The sequence below is a fragment of the Methylobacterium sp. NPDC080182 genome (genome assembly GCF_050281105.1).
Classification (GTDB): domain Bacteria; phylum Pseudomonadota; class Alphaproteobacteria; order Rhizobiales; family Beijerinckiaceae; genus Methylobacterium.
Map to the genome: position 1 here is coordinate 1 of NZ_JBNNWO010000020.1, position 18,508 is coordinate 18,508.

The 18,508-nt window shown below is 73.8% G+C and carries 11 protein-coding genes; 4 read left to right on the plus strand and 7 right to left on the minus strand.

What is annotated here, in order from left to right; genetic code table 11:
- Together ACQKQD_RS27995 and ACQKQD_RS28000 are read left to right on the plus strand one after the other, a co-directional pair.
- The coding region (locus tag ACQKQD_RS27995) for an amino acid adenylation domain-containing protein (protein ID WP_427510165.1) at positions 1–2,544 on the plus strand (2,544 nt) is incomplete at its 5' end.
- Positions 2,541–6,659 (plus strand): amino acid adenylation domain-containing protein, encoded by a 4,119-nt coding sequence (locus ACQKQD_RS28000; RefSeq protein ID WP_427510166.1) that lies wholly within the window; start codon positions 2,541–2,543, stop codon positions 6,657–6,659. The genes ACQKQD_RS27995 and ACQKQD_RS28000, both read left to right, overlap by 4 nt.
- A gap of 287 nt (positions 6,660–6,946) precedes the next feature.
- Here ACQKQD_RS28000 and ACQKQD_RS28005 read toward each other — a convergent pair whose 3' ends face one another.
- The 5 genes from ACQKQD_RS28005 to ACQKQD_RS28025 form a co-directional block, all read right to left on the minus strand.
- Positions 6,947–9,169, minus strand: coding sequence for a TonB-dependent siderophore receptor (locus ACQKQD_RS28005; protein WP_427510167.1), 2,223 nt, complete (start codon positions 9,167–9,169; stop codon positions 6,947–6,949).
- A gap of 375 nt (positions 9,170–9,544) precedes the next feature.
- A complete protein-coding gene (locus tag ACQKQD_RS28010) occupies positions 9,545–9,832 on the minus strand; it encodes a hypothetical protein (RefSeq protein ID WP_020094334.1) in 288 nt (95 codons plus the stop codon).
- A 98-nt stretch (positions 9,833–9,930) separates the two neighbouring features.
- Positions 9,931–10,275, minus strand: a complete 345-nt coding sequence (locus ACQKQD_RS28015) for an AtuA-related protein (protein WP_091682746.1) — start codon at positions 10,273–10,275, stop codon at positions 9,931–9,933.
- Between the two features lie 18 nt (positions 10,276–10,293).
- Positions 10,294–11,631: an acyclic terpene utilization AtuA family protein gene (locus ACQKQD_RS28020; RefSeq protein ID WP_427510168.1), complete on the minus strand. Its 1,338-nt coding sequence runs from the start codon at positions 11,629–11,631 to the stop codon at positions 10,294–10,296.
- A 26-nt stretch (positions 11,632–11,657) separates the two neighbouring features.
- On the minus strand, positions 11,658–12,983 hold the full coding sequence (locus ACQKQD_RS28025) for a CitMHS family transporter (protein WP_427510169.1): 1,326 nt from the start codon (positions 12,981–12,983) through the stop codon (positions 11,658–11,660).
- A 116-nt stretch (positions 12,984–13,099) separates the two neighbouring features.
- Between ACQKQD_RS28025 and ACQKQD_RS28030 the strand changes: the two genes are divergently transcribed.
- Positions 13,100–14,026, plus strand: a complete 927-nt coding sequence (locus tag ACQKQD_RS28030) for a LysR family transcriptional regulator (RefSeq protein WP_427510170.1) — start codon at positions 13,100–13,102, stop codon at positions 14,024–14,026.
- A gap of 29 nt (positions 14,027–14,055) precedes the next feature.
- On the opposite strand, the gene ACQKQD_RS28035 is transcribed toward ACQKQD_RS28030, so the two are convergent.
- Positions 14,056–15,876: an amidohydrolase gene (locus ACQKQD_RS28035; RefSeq protein ID WP_427510171.1), complete on the minus strand. Its 1,821-nt coding sequence runs from the start codon at positions 15,874–15,876 to the stop codon at positions 14,056–14,058.
- A 319-nt stretch (positions 15,877–16,195) separates the two neighbouring features.
- Between ACQKQD_RS28035 and ACQKQD_RS28040 the strand changes: the two genes are divergently transcribed.
- The gene (locus tag ACQKQD_RS28040; protein WP_020094328.1) at positions 16,196–16,468 is read left to right on the plus strand and encodes a hypothetical protein; all 273 of its coding nucleotides are present in this window, start codon (positions 16,196–16,198) and stop codon (positions 16,466–16,468) included.
- A gap of 229 nt (positions 16,469–16,697) precedes the next feature.
- Here ACQKQD_RS28040 and ACQKQD_RS28045 read toward each other — a convergent pair whose 3' ends face one another.
- Positions 16,698–18,389, minus strand: coding sequence for a methyl-accepting chemotaxis protein (locus ACQKQD_RS28045; protein WP_427510172.1), 1,692 nt, complete (start codon positions 18,387–18,389; stop codon positions 16,698–16,700).
- Between the last annotated feature and the right edge of the window lie 119 nt (positions 18,390–18,508).

Sequence of the window (18,508 nt, forward strand, 5' to 3'; positions counted from 1 at the left end):
GTCGCCTTCGGCACGACCGTGGCCGGGCGCCCGGCCGACCTGCCCGGGGCCGAGACCGTGCTCGGGCTGTTCATCAACACCCTGCCGGTGGTCGTCGACCTCGACCCGGCCCGGCCCCTCGGCGCGTGGCTGGCGGGCGTGCAGGAGGCCGGTCTCGGCCTGCGCGAGCACGGCCACCTGCCCCTGGCCGCCGTCCAGCGCCTCGCCGGCGCCGCGGGCACGGGCATGGGCACAGGGACGGGCACAGGGACGGGCGGCCTGTTCGACAGCCTCGTGGTGTTCGAGAACTACCCCGTCGACGCCGCCCTCGCCGCCGCGCGCCACGGACGGGACGGCGACGGAAACGGGGACGGGGACGGAAACGGCGACGCTGCCGACCCGCACGCCTTGCGTCTCGGCCCGGCCATCGTCGCCGAGACCACGCACTACCCCGTCAACCTGGTGGTCCACCCGGAGACCGGCCCCGACGGGACGCGGCTGGCCCTGCGCCTGAGCTACGCCGCCGATCGCCTGGGACACGCGGATGCCGAGGCGCTGCTCGCCGCCTTCGTGGCCCAGCTCGCCGCCCTGGCGGAGGCCGACCCGGCAACCCCGCTCGGGGCACTGCCGCCGCCACTGCCCGACAGCGACCGGGCGGTGATCGGCTCGGCGAACGCGACCGCCCGGGCCTATCCGGACGGCGCCGGCGACGTGCTCGCCGCCTTCGCAGGCCACTGCGCGCACGACCCCGACGCGATCGCGGTGACCGACGGGCAGGGCGCGCTCACCCGCCGCGCCCTCGACAGCGCGGCCTCCGCGCTGGCCCGCCGCCTCGCCCGCGCCGGGGCCGGTCCCGACACTCTGGTCGGCGTCGGGCTGGAGCGGTCCTGCGCGCTGCTCGTCGCCTGGCTCGCCGTTCTCAAGACGGGGGCCGCGATCCTGCCCCTCAACCCCGAGCTGCCGCGCCCGCGCCTCGTCGCGACCGCCCGCGAGGCGGCCCTGCGCCTCCTCGTCACCGAGTCCGGCCTGGCCGCGCGGATGCCCGGGCCGGCGGAGCTTCCGGACTTGCAGATCCTCACCCCGGATCTGGCAGAGGCGGCGGACGATCCCGCCCTGCCGGCCGCGGCGCCGCACCCGGACGCCCTGGCCTACCTCATTTACACGTCCGGCTCGACCGGCACGCCCAAGGGCTGCGCCAACACCCGCGCCGCCATCGCCAACCGCCTCGCCTGGATGCGGGCCCATTTCGCGGTCGGCCCCGCCGACGTGATCCTGCACAAGACCCCGGTCTCCTTCGACGTCGCCGTCTGGGAGATCCTCCTGCCCCTCGTCAGCGGCGCACGCCTCGTCATGGCGCCGCCGCAGGCCCACCGCGACCCGGACGCGCTGGCCGCCCTGATCCGGCGGGACGCGGTGACGATCGTGCACTTCGTGCCCGCCCTGCTGGAGGCGTTCCTGGCGTCCGGCCGGCTCGCCGCCTGCCCGAGCCTGTCCCGCATCGTGTGCAGCGGCGAGGCGCTCGCCCCCGACCTCGCGGCCGCCGTCCGCGCCCAGAGCCGGGCCGACCTGGCGAATCTCTACGGGCCGACGGAGGCGGCCATCGACGTCAGCGCCTGGATCTGCGGGCCCGAGCCGGACGCCACGCGGGTGCCGATCGGGCACCCGATCGCCAACACGCAGCTCCACGTCCTCGACGACGCGCTGCACCCGGTGCCGGTGGGGGCGGTGGGCGAGCTCTACATCGGCGGCACCGGCCTCGCCCGCGGCTACCTCGGACGCCCCGGCCTGACCGCCGAGCGCTTCGTGCCCGACCCGTTCGGAAGGCCCGGCGCGCGCCTCTACCGCACCGGAGACCGCGCCGCACGCCGCCCCGACGGCGCCCTCGACTACCGCGGACGCGCCGACGAGCAGGTCAAGATCCGCGGCCAGCGCGTCGAGCCCGGCGAGGTCGCCGCCGCCCTGCGCGCACAACCCGGCATCGCCCAGGCCGCCGTCGTCGCCCGCCGCAGACCCGACGGCCCCGCGCGGCTCGTGGCCTACGCGGTGCCCGCGCCGGGCGCGCGCCCCGACCCGCAGGAGCTGCGCCGCGCCCTGGCCCGCGACCTGCCCGAGGCCCTGGTGCCGACCGCGATCGTCCTGCTCGACGCCCTGCCGCTCTCGCCCAGCGGCAAGCTCGACGCCCGCGCCCTGCCCGAGCCCGACGCGGACGTGCCCGCCCGGGACGCCGACCCGCCGCGCACGGCGACCGAGCGGCGCCTCGCCGATCTCTGGGCCGCGGTGCTCGGCCTGCCCGGCCCCGACGCCGTCGCCCGGTCCGACACCTTCTTCGAGCGCGGCGGCGATTCCATCCTCGTCATGAAGCTCGTCGCCGCCGTCCAGGAGAGCCTGGGACCGCGCCTGCCGCTGCGCGCGGTCTTCGATCACCCGACGCTGGCGGATCTGGCCGCCCGGATCGACGCAGACGGCAGCACCGGCAGCACCGGCGGGGCCGGGGCGGCCGACCTCACCGACATGGAGAGCTGGCTCGACGCGATCGAGACGGCGGCAGGAGCGACGCGGACATGACCCTTCAGGCCACGCAGATCGCGCGACGCTTCGCCCGGCTCGCGCCGGAGCAGCGCCGGGCCTTCCTCGCCAAGCTCGCCGAGAACGGGATCGACTTCGCCACCCTGCCGATCGTCCCGGCGGACGGCGACAGGACGGCGCTGCCGCTCTCGGCGGCGCAGCGCGGCCTGTGGCTGACCTGGCAACGCGAGCCCCTGAGCCCGGCCTACAACCTGACCGGCATCGTCGAGATCGCCGGGACCCTCGATCCGGCGCGGCTCCAGGCCGCCGTCGACGACCTCGTGCGGCGCCACGAGCCGCTGCGCACCACCTTCGGGCTGGATCCGCAGGGCGAGCCGTGCCAGCGCGTCCACCCGGCCGCCCCGGTCCCGATCCGGGTCCGCGAGGGGCTCGACGCCGCCGGCAGCGACGCCCTCGCGGAGGCCCTGGCCCGCAAGCCGTTCGATCTGGAGGGCGGTCCCCTGCTCCGCGTCGAGCTGCACCGCCTCGGGGACGGCACCGACCGGATCCTGCTGGGCCTGCACCACATCGCCGCCGACGGGCAGTCGATCCCCCTGCTGCTGCGCGACCTCGACGCCCTGTACGCGGCCCGGTCGCGGGAGGCGGGGGCCGACGGCCTGCCGCCGCTGCCCGTGCAGTACGCGGATTACGCCCTCTGGCAGCACAGCCGGCTCGAGGCCGGGGAGGCCGCGCGCCAGGCCGCGTACTGGCGCTCGGAACTGGGCGCGTCCCCGGCCGAGACGCCGCTGCCCCTCGACCGGCCCCGCCGCGCGGAGCGCGCCGCTTCGGGCGGGATCCACGCGTTCCGGATCCCGCCCGAAGTGAGCGAGGCCCTGCGGAGCCTCGCCCGCCGCGAGGGCGCGACGCCGTTCATGGCCGCCCTCGCGGGGTTCGCCCTGACGCTGGCCCGCTACGGCGACGGCGCGGACGTGCGCGTCGGCCTGCCGCTCGCCGACCGCGCGCGGCCCGAGACGCGCGGCATGGTCGGCCACCTGACGGGCATCGGGGTCCTGCGGGCCCGCGTCGACCCGCGCGACGGGTTCCGCGCCCATCTCCGGCAGGTCCGCGATCGGCTGCTGGCCGCCCAGGCGCACGCCGATCTGCCGTTCGACCGGATCGTCGCGGCGTCGGCGACGGAGCGCCGGCCCGGACTCCACCCGCTGTTCCAGGTCAAGGTCACCGAGCAGGCCGCGCCCCCGCCCGACGCCCGGTTCGCCGGACGGCCGATGCGGCTGCGCGGCCTCGACGGGGGCGACGTCCACTTCGACCTCAGCCTCGATCTCGTCGATTCCGCCGAGGGCCTGTGCGGCCGCTTGGCCTTCGCCCGCGACCTGTTCGACCCCGAGACCGTCGCGGGCCTGGCCGAGGCCTTCGCGACGCTGCTCGCCGCGGCCGTCGCCGAACCCGACCGCCCGCTCTACGCGCTGGCGAGCCCCGCCCCGGCCGCGGCGACGGACCCGGCCGCGCTCGACGGGGTCGCGCCCGACGTGGTCGCGGCCTGGCGTGCCCGCGCGGCCGAGGCGCCGGAGGCGCCCGCCCTGCGGCAGGGCCGGCGCTCCCACAGCCGGGCCGAGCTGAATGCCGCCTCGGACCGCCTCGCCGCGCGGCTGGCCGCGGACGGGGCGAGGTCGGAGACGCGGGTCGCCCTCCATCTCGGCCGCGGCCCCGAATGGGTGCTCGGCCTCCTGGCGATCCTCAAGACCGGCGCCGCCTACGTGCCGATCGATCCCGGCCTCCCGGCCGCCCGCCGGGCCGACCTCGTGGCCGAGTGCGGGGCCTGCCTCGTCCTGGGCGAGCCGGTCCCGGGCGACCGGCCCGACCGGCCGGTGATCGCGGCGCGCTTCGACCCGGCCGAGGACGCGGCGGCCCCGCCCTTCGCGGCCGCGCCGCCGCATCCCGACGCGGCGGCCTACATCCTCTACACCTCGGGTTCCACGGGCCGGCCCAAGGGGGTCGTCGTGACCCGCGGCGGCCTCGCGCAGTACGTGGCCGGAATGCTCGCGCGCGTCGGCCTGCCCGCCGGCGGCCGCGTCGCGATGGCCTCGACCGTTGCGGCCGACCTGGGCAACACCGTGCTGTTCGGCGCGCTGGCCGGCGGCTCGGAACTCGACCTCCTCGACCACGAGACCGCCCTCGACCCCGACCGCTTCGCCGCGGCGGTCGGGGGGGACGCGGCCGGGGGCCGGAGGATCGACGCCCTGAAGATCGCGCCGAGCCACCTCGGCGCGCTGCTCCAGGCGGCCGACCCCGCCGCCGCGCTGCCAGAACGGCTCCTCATCCTCGGCGGCGAGGCGCTGCGCTGGCCCCTCGTCGACCGGATCGCCGCGCTGAAGCCCGGCTGCCGGGTGGTCAACCATTACGGGCCGACCGAGGCGACGGTCGGCGCGCTGTGCCAGGAGGTCCGCGCGGGGGCGGAACACCGGGGCGGTGCGCTCGGCCCGGAGGACGGGGCCGGACGCTGGGCCGGCGGCGCGCCCATCGGGACGCCGCTCCCGGGCGTCCGCGCGCGCGTGCTCGACGGATTCCTCGCACCGGTGCCGCCGGGCGCGACGGGGGAGCTCTACCTCGGCGGGCCGCAGGTCGCGCGGGGCTATCTCGACCGGCCGGGCCTCACCGCCGAACGGTTCGTCCCGGACCCGCATGCCGGCCCCGGGGCGCGCCTCTATCGGACCGGCGACCGCGTCCGGCTTCTCCGCGACGGCAGCCTCGCCTTCGTGGGCCGGGCCGACGACCAGGTGAAGATCCGGGGCCACCGGGTCGAGCCCGGCGAGGCGGCCGCGGCCCTGCGCGACCTTCCGGGAATCCGCGACGCCGCCGTCATCGCGCTCGCCGAACCGGAGGCCGACGGGGCGGACGGCCCGCGCCTCGCCGGCTACGTCGTGGCCGACCCGGACCTCGACCTCGCCGCGGTCGGCGCCCGGCTCGCCGAGCGCCTGCCGCCGGCCCTCGTGCCGACGAGCCTGACCCGGCTCGACGCGCTGCCCCTGACCCCCAACGGCAAGCTCGACCGGTGCGCCCTGGCGTCGCTGGAGGCGGCGCCCGGGACGGGCGGGAAGGATCCGCCCCGGGACGGGACGGAGCGGGCGCTCGCCGCCCTCTGGGCCGACCTCCTCGGCCTGGATCCGTCCGCGATCGGCCGCCACGACGCCTTCGCCGACCTCGGCGGCGACTCGATCCTGAGCCTGAAGATGCTCGCGCGCATCCGCCGACAGGGCGTCGCGGGGGGCAAGACCCTCACCCTCGCCCAGATCCTCGGCGCGAAGAGCCTCGCCGACCTCGCCGAACGCGTCGCGCCGGCGGCTCCGCGCGGGCCGGAGATCGTCCATCTCCGCCGCGAGGGCGGACGGACCCCGCTTTTCTGCGTCCCCGGCCTGATCGCCAACGCGACCGAGTTCGCCGCGCTGGCCGCGCGGCTCGGCCCGGAGCGGCCGGTCCACGGCTTCGTCAGCCACGTCTACACGGAGGCGCGCTGGCAGGGGTACGACGTGCCCGCGCTGAGCGGCGCCTACGCGGACTGCATCGCCGCGCACGCGCCGGGCGGCCGGTGCGCGCTGGTCGGCTGGTCGTCCGGCGGCGACCTCGCCTACGAGACCGCGCGCCGTCTCTTCGGGCGCGTGCGCGTCGACTTCCTGGGCCTCGTGGATGTGTTCGAGTCGGTGCCCTTCGCGGCGCCGCGGGCTCTGGACGCGGCCGCGCGGGCGCTGGCCGCGCGGCGGCGCGCGGACTGGCTGGAGGGCTCGCGGATGGCCGAGCAGTGGCGCGGGCTGATCGCCCGCATGGACGCGGACGAGCGGGAGGCGCTCGACGCCTACCTCATCGACAACCCGGAGCTGCCCGCAGACGGGCCCGACCTGACGGCGCGCGAGTTCGAGCTGTGGGCTCTCCTGGACAAGCGCGTGCGGGCCAAGCGCCACGCCTTCGCGCCGCTGGCGCGGCCCGTGCACGTCTTCCAGGCCGCGGATTCGCTGACGCGACCGGAGCGCCTGCGCGACTGGAGCGCGCTGGCGCCGGTCGCGGACCTGAGGATCATTCCCGGCGCGCGGCACCTGGACATCCTCCGGAGCACCGCGTTCCAGGACGCGTTCGCCGAGGCCCTCGACGCGGCCGAAGCCTGATCCGGGCGCGGGCCCTTCCGCGAGGGCCCGCGTCGATCCCGACAGGACGGCGCCGATCTCTGCTCCCGCGCGCGGGACGAGGGGCCGCGGCGGCGGCGGGGACCCGGAGCGCGCGGTGCGTCCGGTCCGCGGCGGGCGCAGGGATGCGTCGGATCAGGGACCGCGCGCCGATCCGGCCGGGGCCGACGCTGGCGGGCTCACGGCGGCCGTCCGACGCGGATGCCCGGGCGCGGTCCCGCCGCGTCCGGACCCGCCGCCCCGCGTGGGGGCGACCGCCGGCGAGAGGCTCACCACCGGTATGTGAGGGTCCCGAACACGTTGCGCGGCTCGCTGTACCGGCAGCCATTCACCGTGACGCAGGTGACGTAGGAATGGTCGAGGACGTTGCGGGCGTTGATCTGGGCGCGCCATCCCTTGAGGCTCGGGTCGGCGACGCCGAAATCGTAGAGCGCCACGAGGTCGAACAGGGTCGCCGCGCGCGAGTCGAAGGTCGCGCCCGAGATGTTCGAGCTGCCGACGTAGCGCACGCCGCCGCCGAGCCGCAGGCCCGGGATCCCGAATAGGCCCATGTCGTAGGTGCCGAACACGCCGGCTTGGTTGTAGGGCACGAGGTCGAGGCGCTGGTTGAAGTTCGCCGCGACCGTGGTCCGCGTCTGCCGGGCATCGGTGTACGAGTAGGAGGCGACCGCCTCCAGCGGGCCGAAATTCGTCCGCGCCTCGGCCTCGAAGCCCTGCGAGCGGACCTGCCCGGCCTGCGTGCTGAAGACCGGGTTGACCGGGTCCGCCACCAGCGCGTTCGTCTGGTTGATCCGGTAGAACGCGGCGCTGAGCAGGGTGTCGGCGCCCGGGACCTCCCAGCGCAGGCCGCCCTCGTACTGCTCGCCGAGCGACGGCTGGAAGGGATTTCCGTTCCGGTCGGTGACCGCGAAGGTCTGGAAGGACTGGCTGTAGGAGACGTAGGGCGCCAGCCCGTAATCGCCGAGATAGAGCAGGCCGAGCCGCCCGCTGAAGGCGCTGTCGTTCTGATCGAGCTGCGCGCCGGTGCGGTAGGTGAGGACCTGCGTGCGCGCGAAGTCCTGGCGGCCGCCGGCCAGGAAGACGAAGCGGTCGAACCTGACCTGATCCTGGACGTAGATACCGACTTGGTCGAGCAGGCTCTTCGAGCCGGTGTTGATCGCGTAATTGATCCGCGGGTAGGTCAGGCCGTAGACCGGGGCGTAGACGTTCAGATTGCCGACGGTGCCGTTGGTGTAGCGCTCCGAGTTCAGGAAGCTGCGGTAGTAGTCGATGCCAGTCAGCAGCGTGTGCGCGGTCGGGCCGATGACGAACTTCGTCTCGAGCGAGGTGTCCGACGCCACGCCCGTCGCGTTCTCGTTGCGCATGCTGATGCCGCGCGTCGCGACCTGCCGGTTCGCCAGCAGGGATGTCGGGGTCAGGTAGTCCCAGTCGACCCCCGACTGGTAGTAGCGCAGGGCGTGGCGCAGCCGGACCGAGTCCGAGAAGGCGTGGTCGATCTGGTAGCCGATCGCGCCCGACCGGGAATCGTACCGGTCGAAGGCGGGCTCGCCGTAGAACCGGTCGATGGCGAAGCGGGGGAACCGGCCGTTGGGCAGCAGCGTGCCGACCGCCGAGAGCGGCGGCTGGAAGCGCGTGTGGATCTCCTGATAGTAGCCGAGCAGCGTGACGGAGGTCGCCGTCGACGGCCGCCACGTGATCGCGGGCGCGATGTAGCGCTTGTCGTCGGGCGTGTACGCGAGATAGCTGTCGCTGTTCCGGATCAGCCCGGTCAGCCGGTACGACCACGCGCCGTCGTCGGTGAGCGGTCCGGTGAAATCGCCCGACACTTCCTTGCGATTGTACTGGCCGAAGCTGACGTTCATCTCGTTGAACGGCGTCTGGAGCGGATGCTTGCTGACGGCGTTGACGATGCCGCCGGGCGAGAGCTGGCCGTACAGGATCGACGCCGCGCCCTTGAGGACCTCCAGGCGCTCCAGCCCGTACGGCTCCTGCGTCCCGTCATAGACGCCCGATTGCAGCTTCAGGCCGTCGCGCAGCAGCCCCGAATTGCCCGCCTCGACGGTGAAGCCGCGGATCGTGAAGCCGTCGGAGACCTTGGCGAAGCCGCCCACGGCTTGGCTGCTCAGGCCGGGCGTGTAGGCCAGGGCCTCGGCCAGCGTCGAGGCCCCCTCGTCGCGTATCTGACGGGCGCCCACGACGTTGATCGTCTGCGGCGTCTCGATGATCGGCGTGTCCGTCTTCGTGCCGGACGCGCTCGCCTTGGCGACGTAACCGTTGACCGGCCCGGTCGCCGTGTTGGGCGACAATCCTCCCTGTCCGACAACCTGGATCTCGTCGAGGGTGACAGCAGTCTGCCCGCCGCTCACCGGCTGCGCGGCCAATTCGTCGGCGGGCAGCGAGATACCGACGGCCACCGACAGCAGGAGCGGCCCCCAATACGGGAGGCGCTTCTGTGGTCGATCGGACGGAGCGGGAGCGAAATCGACGCACATGCAGGCAACTCTTGGGCGCTGCAGCCGCCGCGGTCGGATTCGGCTGCGAGACCTCCATCTGCGCGGCCGCCGCACAGGAACGCAATAGGTCAAGCTCGCCTGCGAGCCTATAACGGCAGTTCAGTTGCAGATCAGAGACAAAATCAACATGTAATAATTCTAATTTGCGAGATTTCCCCGGACCGCTCCGTCGGGACGAGTCGCGTGAGATCGGCGGAAAAGAGTTGCGCGCAACCGCTCTACTGCGATGTGCTAGTCCTCGCAGGACAACCCGGCAGGGATGGCGGGATCAACGTGATCCGTGACGCGGGCGCGGGGGCCGTCGAACGTCGCCCGGCTCGAGGCCCGGATCGAGGCCCGGCTGGGCGCCCGCTCTCAGACGGCCCAGTCCGCCGCCAGCGCGGCGGCCGCGTACCGGGCGCGCGCCGCGGCGTCGCGCGGGAGCCCGGCGCGCTCGCACCACGCCGCGAAGATCTCCGGCTCGACCGGCACGCGCACGACCTCGACGCCGCTGCGCTGCACCTCCCGTTCCATCTGCTCCGTGGCGACGCGCCAGGTCTCGTAGTCGGGGGGCAGCTTGGCGCCGTCCGCGAGGCTGGTGCGCAGGGCTGGGTACTGCTCCGGGGTGTACCAGGGCAGTCCGACGCGGCGGGGGCGGTCCATCTGGGCTCTTCGAACGGTCACGCTGAACGACCGTCAACGGTCATGGGCGGCCTCTGGTTCGAACCCGCATCGCGATCAGGCCGCGGCGGCCTCGCCCCTCACCGTCTCGGGCTTCCGCGTGCGGCTCGGCCGGCGCCGAGGTCCGGGATGTCCAGATCGAGGAGCGCGGCGCCGAGGCCCTTGCCGTGCGCGTCGAGGGCCAGGGAGCGGGTGACGCCGCCGCCGAGCGCGCCCGTGAGCACGAAGTTCAGCGCCCCGAGCTTCGGCAACGCGTAGCGGGTCACGTCGCCGGTCACGATCCCGCGGAAATGCGCCCGCACCCGCTCGGCCGTGACGTGCGCCGCGAGGTGCTCGTAATCGGCCGCGTCGTAGGCGATCAGCGCGATGTTCGACGTGTTGCCCTTGTCGCCCGTGCGGGCATGGGCGAGCGCGCGCAGCTTCATCCTCGGGTCTCCCGGCTCTCAGGCTTCGACGACGTGCACGCGCGGCCGGGCGAGGGCGGCCGGGACGAGGACCGACTGCACCGCCACCACCTCGCGGGCCGATTTCCAGGCGCCGCCGCCGCCGGCCGGGCCGTTGGTGTAGAGCGTCTCGACCTCGTTGCCGATCCGCACGGCCTCGGTGTGGGTCTCGGTCCGCCCGGCGACCCGCAGGCGGACCTCGTAGGGCTCCCGCTCGCCCGACAGCGCCGCGCCGTGGAGCGCGTCGACGCCGATCAGGTCGCAGCGCAGCTCGGTCGTCGCCACGCCGGTGAGGGCGAGGCGCTCGCGCACCACCGACAGGGCGAGCCGGCCGCGGGCCAGGGCGCCGGGCCCGGCGTAGGAGATCTGCCCCTCGCCGATATAGGAATCCACGTACCCGACCGAGACCTTCAGGAGGCCCGTCGCCGGCGCGCCCGTCGCGCCGCGCACCCGGACGCGGTCGGGGCCGACCTGCTCCATCTCGACCTCGGAGAAGTCGCCGACCACGTCCGGCTGGATGTAGCGCGCCGGGTCGTGCACCTCGTAGAGCAGCTGCTCCTTGCAGGTGGCGAGGCTGATCCGGCCGCCCGAACCCGCGACCTTCGTGATCTCGACCGTGCCGTCCTCGGCCACGATCCCGATGGGGAAGCCGAGGCGCGCGAGGTCCGGTACGTCCTTGCAGCCCGGATCGGCGAAGTAGCCGCCGGTGATCTGGCCGGCGCATTCGAGGAGGTGGCCCGCGAGGGTGCCGCGGCCCAGGCGCTCCCAGTCGTCCATCGCCCAGCCGAAGGCGTGCACCAGGGGGGCCAGGAACAGGGCCGGGTCGCCGACGCGGCCGGTGATGACCACGTCGGCGCCGTCCGCGAGGGCGGCCACGATCGGCGCCGCGCCGAGATAGGCGTTCGCCGAGACGACGCGGTTGCCGAGGCCGGCGACCGGCTCGCCGCTCTCCTCCAAGACGAAGTCGCCCGCCCGCACCGCGTCGAGCAGGTCGTCGCCGGTCACCGCGGCGATCCGCAGGCCGGCGAGGCCCATCTCCCGCGCGAGCGCCCCGGCCTTCCGGGCGGCGGCGACCGGGTTGGCCGCGCCCATGTTGGTGACGATGCGGATGCCGCGGGCCCGGCACGGCCCGAGCACGGCCCGCAGGCGCGCCTCCAGCAGCGGATCGTAGCCGCCCTCGGGGTCGCGCAGCTTCGCCTGCTGCGCCAGCGCGATGGTGCGCTCGGCGAGGCACTCGAACACGAGGTAGTCGAGGTCGCCGCGCTCGGCGAGTTCGACGGCGGGCTCGATGCGGTCTCCGGCATAGCCGGCGCCGGCGCCGAGGCGGACGGTTCTCATGGCGCGCTCTCCGCTGTCAGAGGGGTTCAGATGGGGAAGACGCCGAAGACGACGCAGGCGAGGGTCATCACCACCGAGGCCGCCAGCAGGAACGGGAAGGTGAATCTCTGGTGGTCGGCGAGGTCGATCCCGGTCAGGCCGCAGACCAGGAAGGTCGCGGGCGTCAGCGGGCTGACGGGGAAGCCCGTCGTCATCTGGCCGAGCAGCGCCCCCTGGGCGACCTGCACCGGCGGGACGCCGAGCTGGTGGGCCACCTCCGCCACCACCGGCAGGACGCCGAAGTAGAACGAGTCCGGGTCGAACAGCATCGACAGGGGCATCGACACGAGGCCGAGCCCGAACGGGATGTGGCGCCCCATCTCGGGAGGCACGAAGGTGACCGCCGTCTGGGCCATGGCCCTGAGCATGCCGGTGCCCTGCATGATCCCGGTGAACACGCCGGCGGCGAGGAGGATCGAGGCCATCAGGATCGCGGCCCTGGCGTGCGCGTCGACGCGCTGCCGCTGGGCGTCGACCTGCGGGTAGTTGATGACCAGCGCGAGCGCCGTGCCGAGCATGAACATCAGCGCCGGCGGCACCTTCTCGGCCAGGAACACCATCGTCCCGAGGACCGCGGCCGTGAGGACGATGTTGATCCAGAAGCGGTCGGGCCGGCGCAGGGCCCGCTCCGCGTCGCTGAGGGTCCGGGCGGTCGTGGCCGGGCCGGGCGCGGCTCCCGCGGACCCCGTCGCCCCGGGGACGAGGGCCAGACGGCGCTCCTCCCGCAGGCCGAGCCAGTACGAGGCGGCGAAGATGAAGACGAGCCCGACCGCCTGAACCGGCACGAGGGGCGAGAAGATCTCGGGGATCGGCAGCTTGAGGGCCGCGGAGGCGCGGATCATCGGCCCGGTCCAGGGCAGGAAGTTCACGCCCGCCGCCATCGAGGCGGCGCAGGCCAGGATGCGCCGGTCGATGCCGACGCGGTCGTAGAGCGGCAGCATCGCCGGGATGGTGATCAGGAACGTCACCGCGCCCGACCCGTCGAGGTGGATCAGCAGCGCCAGCAGGGTGGTGCCGGGCACGATCCGGGTGGGGCGGGTGCCGACCCGGGCCAGGATCCGGTCGATGATCGGGTCGAGCATCCCGGCATCGCTGACGATGCCGAAGAACAGGATCGCGAACACGAACATCCCGACGACGCCCGCGAGGCTCTGCAGGCCCGCGAGGACGAACTTGCCGGTATCGAACCCGAACCCGCCGATCAGGGCGGCCGCGACCGGGATGACGATCAGCGCCACGAGGGGCGACATCCGCTTGGTCAGGATGGCGGCGAGCAGCAGCGCGATCGTGCACAGGCCGAGCAGGGCCAGCATCCGTTCCTCCCGTTGGCGCCGGCGCGGTTCGGACCCGCGCCTGTATCGGGTCAGGAAACGGCGGACGGCTTCATGACACAATTGAAAAGATCGGATCGCAGCGATAGCCTGAGATTATGGATCTCAACCTGCGGCAGGTGCGGGCCTTCGTGTCCGTCGTCCAGGTCGGCAGCTTCACCCGCGCGGCCGCCCTGCTGAACCTGTCGCAGCCCGCCCTGACGGTTCAGATCCAGCGCCTGGAGGAGATGCTCGACGCGCGGCTCCTCGACCGGACCAGCCGCACCGTCGCGCCGACGCGGCTCGGCCGCGAGCTGCTGCCCGTGTTCGAGCGGGTGCTGCGCGACCTCGACGCCGTGGTGGTCGACACCCGCGACCTCGCGGCACGGCGCCACGGGGTCGTGCGCGTCGCGACGCTGCCGTCCTTCGCGGCGAGCGTGCTGTCCGACGCGATCGTCCGCTTCCGCGCCGAGCACCCCGCCGTGACGTTCCGGATCAACGACGTCATCGCGCAGCGGGTGCTCGACCTCGTGCGCGAGGAGGAGGCGGATCTCGGCATCGTCGGCGGAGACGTCCGCGATCCGGAGATCGGCGTCCTGCACCGGACGCGCGACGCCCTGCACGTGATCTATCCCGCCGATCATCCGATCGGCGCGCTGCCCCGGGTCACGATCGCGGCGCTCGCCGAGCACCCCCTGATCCTGATGGACCCGGCCACGAGCGTGCGGGCGGTGGTCGACCGCGCCTTCGTCGGCTCGGGCCGCCTGCCCCGCGTGGCCTGCGAGGCCACCTACATGATGACCGCCGTCAGCCTGGTCCGGGCCGGCCTCGGCCTGACGATCCTCCCGGGCGCGGCGCGGGAGATCCGGGCCGAGCCCCTGCTCCGTTCGCGGCCGATCGACGACCCGCTGTTCGAGCGTCCGGTCTGCCTGATCAAGAAGGCCGGGCGGACGATGCCGCCTGCGGCCGAGGCGTTCTGCCGGATGGTGGCGGACCGGCTCGCGGATCCGGGGGGGACGGCCGCCGGCGCCGCGCCGGGCCCCTGATCGGCCGGCCTGATCGTCCGGCCGGATCCTCAGGCCCGGTGCCGCACGACGCCGTCCATCATGGTCAGGACGACCTTGGTCCGGTGGATCTCGTGCGGATCGATCGTCAGGATGTTGCGGTCGAGGACGATCAGGTCGGCGCGCTTGCCCACCTCCACCGACCCGATCCTGTCGTCCATGCGGAGCTGGTAGGCGGCGCCCATCGTGTTGGCGTGGATCGCCTCCGCGACCGTCAGACGTTCGTCGGCGGGGCTCAGCACGGGCGCGTCCGGCCGACCGACCAGCTGCCGCGTCACGCCGACCTGGATCGACGTGAGGGGCTCGTAGGTCGAGACGTAGCCGGCCGCCGGCCAGTCCGTGCCGAAGGAGACCCGCCCGCCCTGCTTCAGGATCGTCCTGGTCCGGTACATCCGGCTGGCGCGGTGCGCGCCGTAGCGCGCCATCATGTTCTGCAGCGTGTCGGGGTCGGCCGACGACCAGTTGGCCGAGAACTGCGCGGTCACGCCGAGCCGGGCGAAGCGGGGCGCGTCGCTGTCCTCGACATAGACCAAGTGGGCGATGGCGTGCCGCCGGTCGCGGGCCGGGTTGTTCGCCACGGCCTTCTCGATCGCGTCGAGGGCGACGCGGGCGGTCCGCTCGCCGCAGGCGTGGACGTGGACGTCGAAGCCCGCCGCGTCGACCGCGCCGACGAGGTCGTGCCACTGCGCCTCGGTGAAGGGCGACCCTCCGGTCGAGTCGGGCAGGTCGGCGTAGGGCTCGATCAGCCACGCCGTGTAGCCGCCCTGCGAGCCGTCGCCGACGATCTTCACGATGTCGACGTGCACGAGCTCGCCGGAGACCTGCCGACGCACGGCGTTGAACTGCTCGACCGTGTCGTCGATCGGCAGCGACTTCACCGAGTAGGAGGCGGAGACGCGGAACGGCAGCGTGCCGCGCTTCTCGGCCTCCACGTAGAGCGCGATGATGGCGGCCTGATCGCTGCCGACGGGCGGGACGCCCGCGTCGAAGACCGTGGTGATGCCGGCGGCCGCGGCCTTGGGCAGCCAGCCCTCCAGCAGGCTGCCCATGGCGGCGACGCTGATGGGTTCCACGGCGTTGACCAGCCCGAGGACCGCGTTGACCTCGAGCACGTAGCCGGTGGGGTCGCCCTTCTGGTCGCGCGCGTAGTAGCTGAAGCGCGGGATCGGGTCGGGCGTGTCCCGGTCGACGCCGGCCATCGCCAGCGCCTTGGAATTGGCCCACAGGCTGTGCCCGTCGATGGCGAAGAAGAAGGCCGGCCGGTCCGGCAGGATGGCGTCGAGTTCGGCCCGGTTGGGGCCCTCCGGGGGAAACATGTCGACGCGCCACCCGAAGCCGCGGATCGGCCCGGTCGGATGCGCCTTCGCGTAGGCCTCGATGGCCGCGAGGACCTGGGCGAGGTTCTCGCGCTGCAGGTCGACCCCGGACGTCAGGAACGCGCCGAGGAAGGGGTGGGTGTGGCCCTCGACGAAGCCGGGCATCAGCAGCCGGCCCTGGAGATCCACCACCTGCGTGGCCGGGCCGGCCAGCGCCAGCGCGCCGGCCGCGTCACCGACATGGACGATGGTGTTGCCGCGCACCGCGACCGCCTCGGCCCAGGGGGCCGGCCCCGCCACCGTGTAGACGGGGCCGTTGTGGAACACGACGTCGGCGGGCCCCGCCGCGGCCGCGCGGCCGCTCCCCGGTTCGGCGCGGGCGCCCGTCGGGACGAGGTCCAGCGCGAGCGCCGTCGCGGTGATGGCCGCGCCCGACCGCAGCACCGCGCGCCGATTGACGGCGCGCCCGCCCCCGAAGGCCTGGAAATGGGGCGCCCAGTCACACGCGACGCACATGCGAGGCTCCCTGTTCCCGGATCCACTCTCGACGGGACCCGATCCCGCTCTTGTAAATACTTAGCTAATATTTATTAGCGATCGACTAAGATCTGACCGGATAGATTTCGCCCGATGATCGCGCGATCGGATCGGACCGACCGGGCCGGCAGCCGAACCGGTCCGCCAAGCGATCGCTCTGAGCGCAGTCGGGACTCTATCGGCCAGTCGGATTACGGTGGATAGTGGAGCCATCCGGCTCACGACTGGACGAAGGCGGTTTCGGGAGGCGACGGATACTGCCAAGCTGTTTCACGCGCGCTCGACGACGGGAGGTACGATGACCCGAACCCTCTTCCGCTCCGCGGGCCTGGCCCTGCTGAGCCTGGCCGTCCCGGCCACCCTCGCGGCCCAGGGCCTGGCGCCCGACCAGACCGGGACGGGCGGCGGCCCGGCTACGACGATCACGGCGCCGAACACCAACAGCCTCGGCGTGACCAAACCCCCCGGCACGTCCCTCGGCCCGGGCGAGGTGCCGCCGCGCGCCGTGCAGGAGCACGAGCGCGCCCGGCTCAACAAGATCGAGCGCAGCATCTGCGACGGCTGCAACTGAGCGCGGGCGGGGCGGCCCGATCCCCGGGCCGACCGGCGCGTCGACCCGCGGGGCCTCACGCGGGGGGCGGTCCAAGTCGTTGTGCACCGTTCCGGAAGACAGATCCGGAAGACAGACGCTCCGGTCGGGGCAGCCGCGCCATGCCCCCTCTGCCGTGCGGGAGAGGGGCCGGCACCGCGGACGGCACGGGCTCGGCGATCCCCCCGTCGCGCCTCGATCGGGCGCAGCTCTAGGCGGCCCGGACCTCGTCCAGGAAGCTGCGGACGGCCCGGCTGAGCCCGTCGGACCGGACCGCGAGGGTGCGCGCGGCGTCGAGAACCTGCGTCGCGGCCGATCCGGTCTCGCCGGCCCCCTCGCGCACCGATCCGATATGGCCCGTGACCTGCCGGGTCCCGTGCGCGGCCGCCTGGACGTTCCGCGCGATCTCGCGCGTGGCCGCGCCCTGCTCCTCGATCGCCGAGGCGATGTGGGTGGCGATGCCCGACATGTCGTCGATCGTGCGGCTCACGCCCTGGACCGCCTCCACCGCGCCCCGCGTGGCGGACTGGATCGCGCCGATCCGGGCGGAGATCTCCTGGGTCGCCCGGGCCGTCTGCTCGGCCAGCGTCTTGACCTCGGCGGCCACCACCGCGAAGCCGCGGCCGGCTTCGCCGGCGCGCGCCGCCTCGATGGTGGCGTTGAGGGCGAGCAGGTTGGTCTGGCTCGCCACGCCCGAGATCAGGCCGGCCGCCGCGCCGATCCGGTCGGCGCTGTCGGACAGCTCCCGGATGATGGTGCCGGTCTCCTGTGCGCGCGCGATGGCCGAGGCGGCGATCTCGACCGAATGGGTCACCTGCCCGCTGATCTCCTGCACGGAGGCCGCCATCTCCTCGGTCGCGCTCGCGACCTGCTGGACGTTACCGGAGGTCTGCTCGGCGGCGACCGAGACGCTCGCCGCGAGGGTGTTGGTCTGCGCGGCGATCTCGGTCATCGAGGCGGCGGTCGCCTCCATCTCGGTGGCGGCGGCGGTCAGCTCGTCCGTGAGCGCCCCGGCCTCCCGCTCGAAACCGCGGGTGATGCGGTCGAGCAGCTCGGCGCGGCGCATCTTGGCGGCGTCGGCCTCGGCCTGGAGGGCGGCCAGCCGCCGCGCCTCGATCCCCGAATCCTTGAAGACCTGTACGGCGTCAGCGATCTGGCCGATCTCGTTCCGCTCGCCCTGGTGCGGGATCGCGACCGCGAGGTCCCCGGCCGCCAGCCGCCGCATCGGTTCCAGCACGGCGCGGACACTGGCGGCGATGCTCCGCACGATCAGCGCACCGAGCGCGGTCGCGAGCACGAGGGCGATGGCGCCGATCGCCAGCATGAGCCGCTTCGCGCCGGAGGCGGCGGCCGCTCCCTGGGCGATCGCCGTCTCGCCGCTGGCGTTGTTGAGCGCCACGATCTCCTCGAGCGCCTGGGAGGCCGCCTTGATGTGGGGGCGGACGCCGACCAAGCTCTCGCGCAGCGCCAGATCCTTGCGGCCCGTCCGCGAGTATTCCAGCACGGCGGGGATCGCCGCGAGGTAGCTCTTCCATTCCCGGTCGAACACGTCGAAGAGCGCGCGCTCCTTCGGACCGTCGATCAGCGGCGCGTAGTTGCGCATCGCGGCGGCCACCGCCTCCGTCTTCTTCGCCAGGGCCGCCTCCTCGGCCCGCATGTGGGCGGCCTCGGGATAGAGGATGTGGTTCACGACGCTGACGCGCACGTCGATCACGTTGCCGCGCAGCTCGCCGGCGTAGCGCACGCTGGGCAGCGTGCCGTTGCCGAGGCGGATCTGGTCCTCGGCGAGATCGCCGACGGCGTGCAGGCCCACGCCGCCGACGAGGAGCAGACAGACGATGAGCAGCGCGAGTGCTCCGACCAGCCGGTGCTGGATCGAAAGTTTCGCGAACCAAGCTTTCATTGTCCGAGCGCAGCTCCAGAGCGGGGCCACCAAGATGGAAGCGCGACGATAAGATTCCGTTACGGGATCTGTTGCTGATGCTCTCACAAACAGATCGCCCAAATCAATTTTCAGTTGAA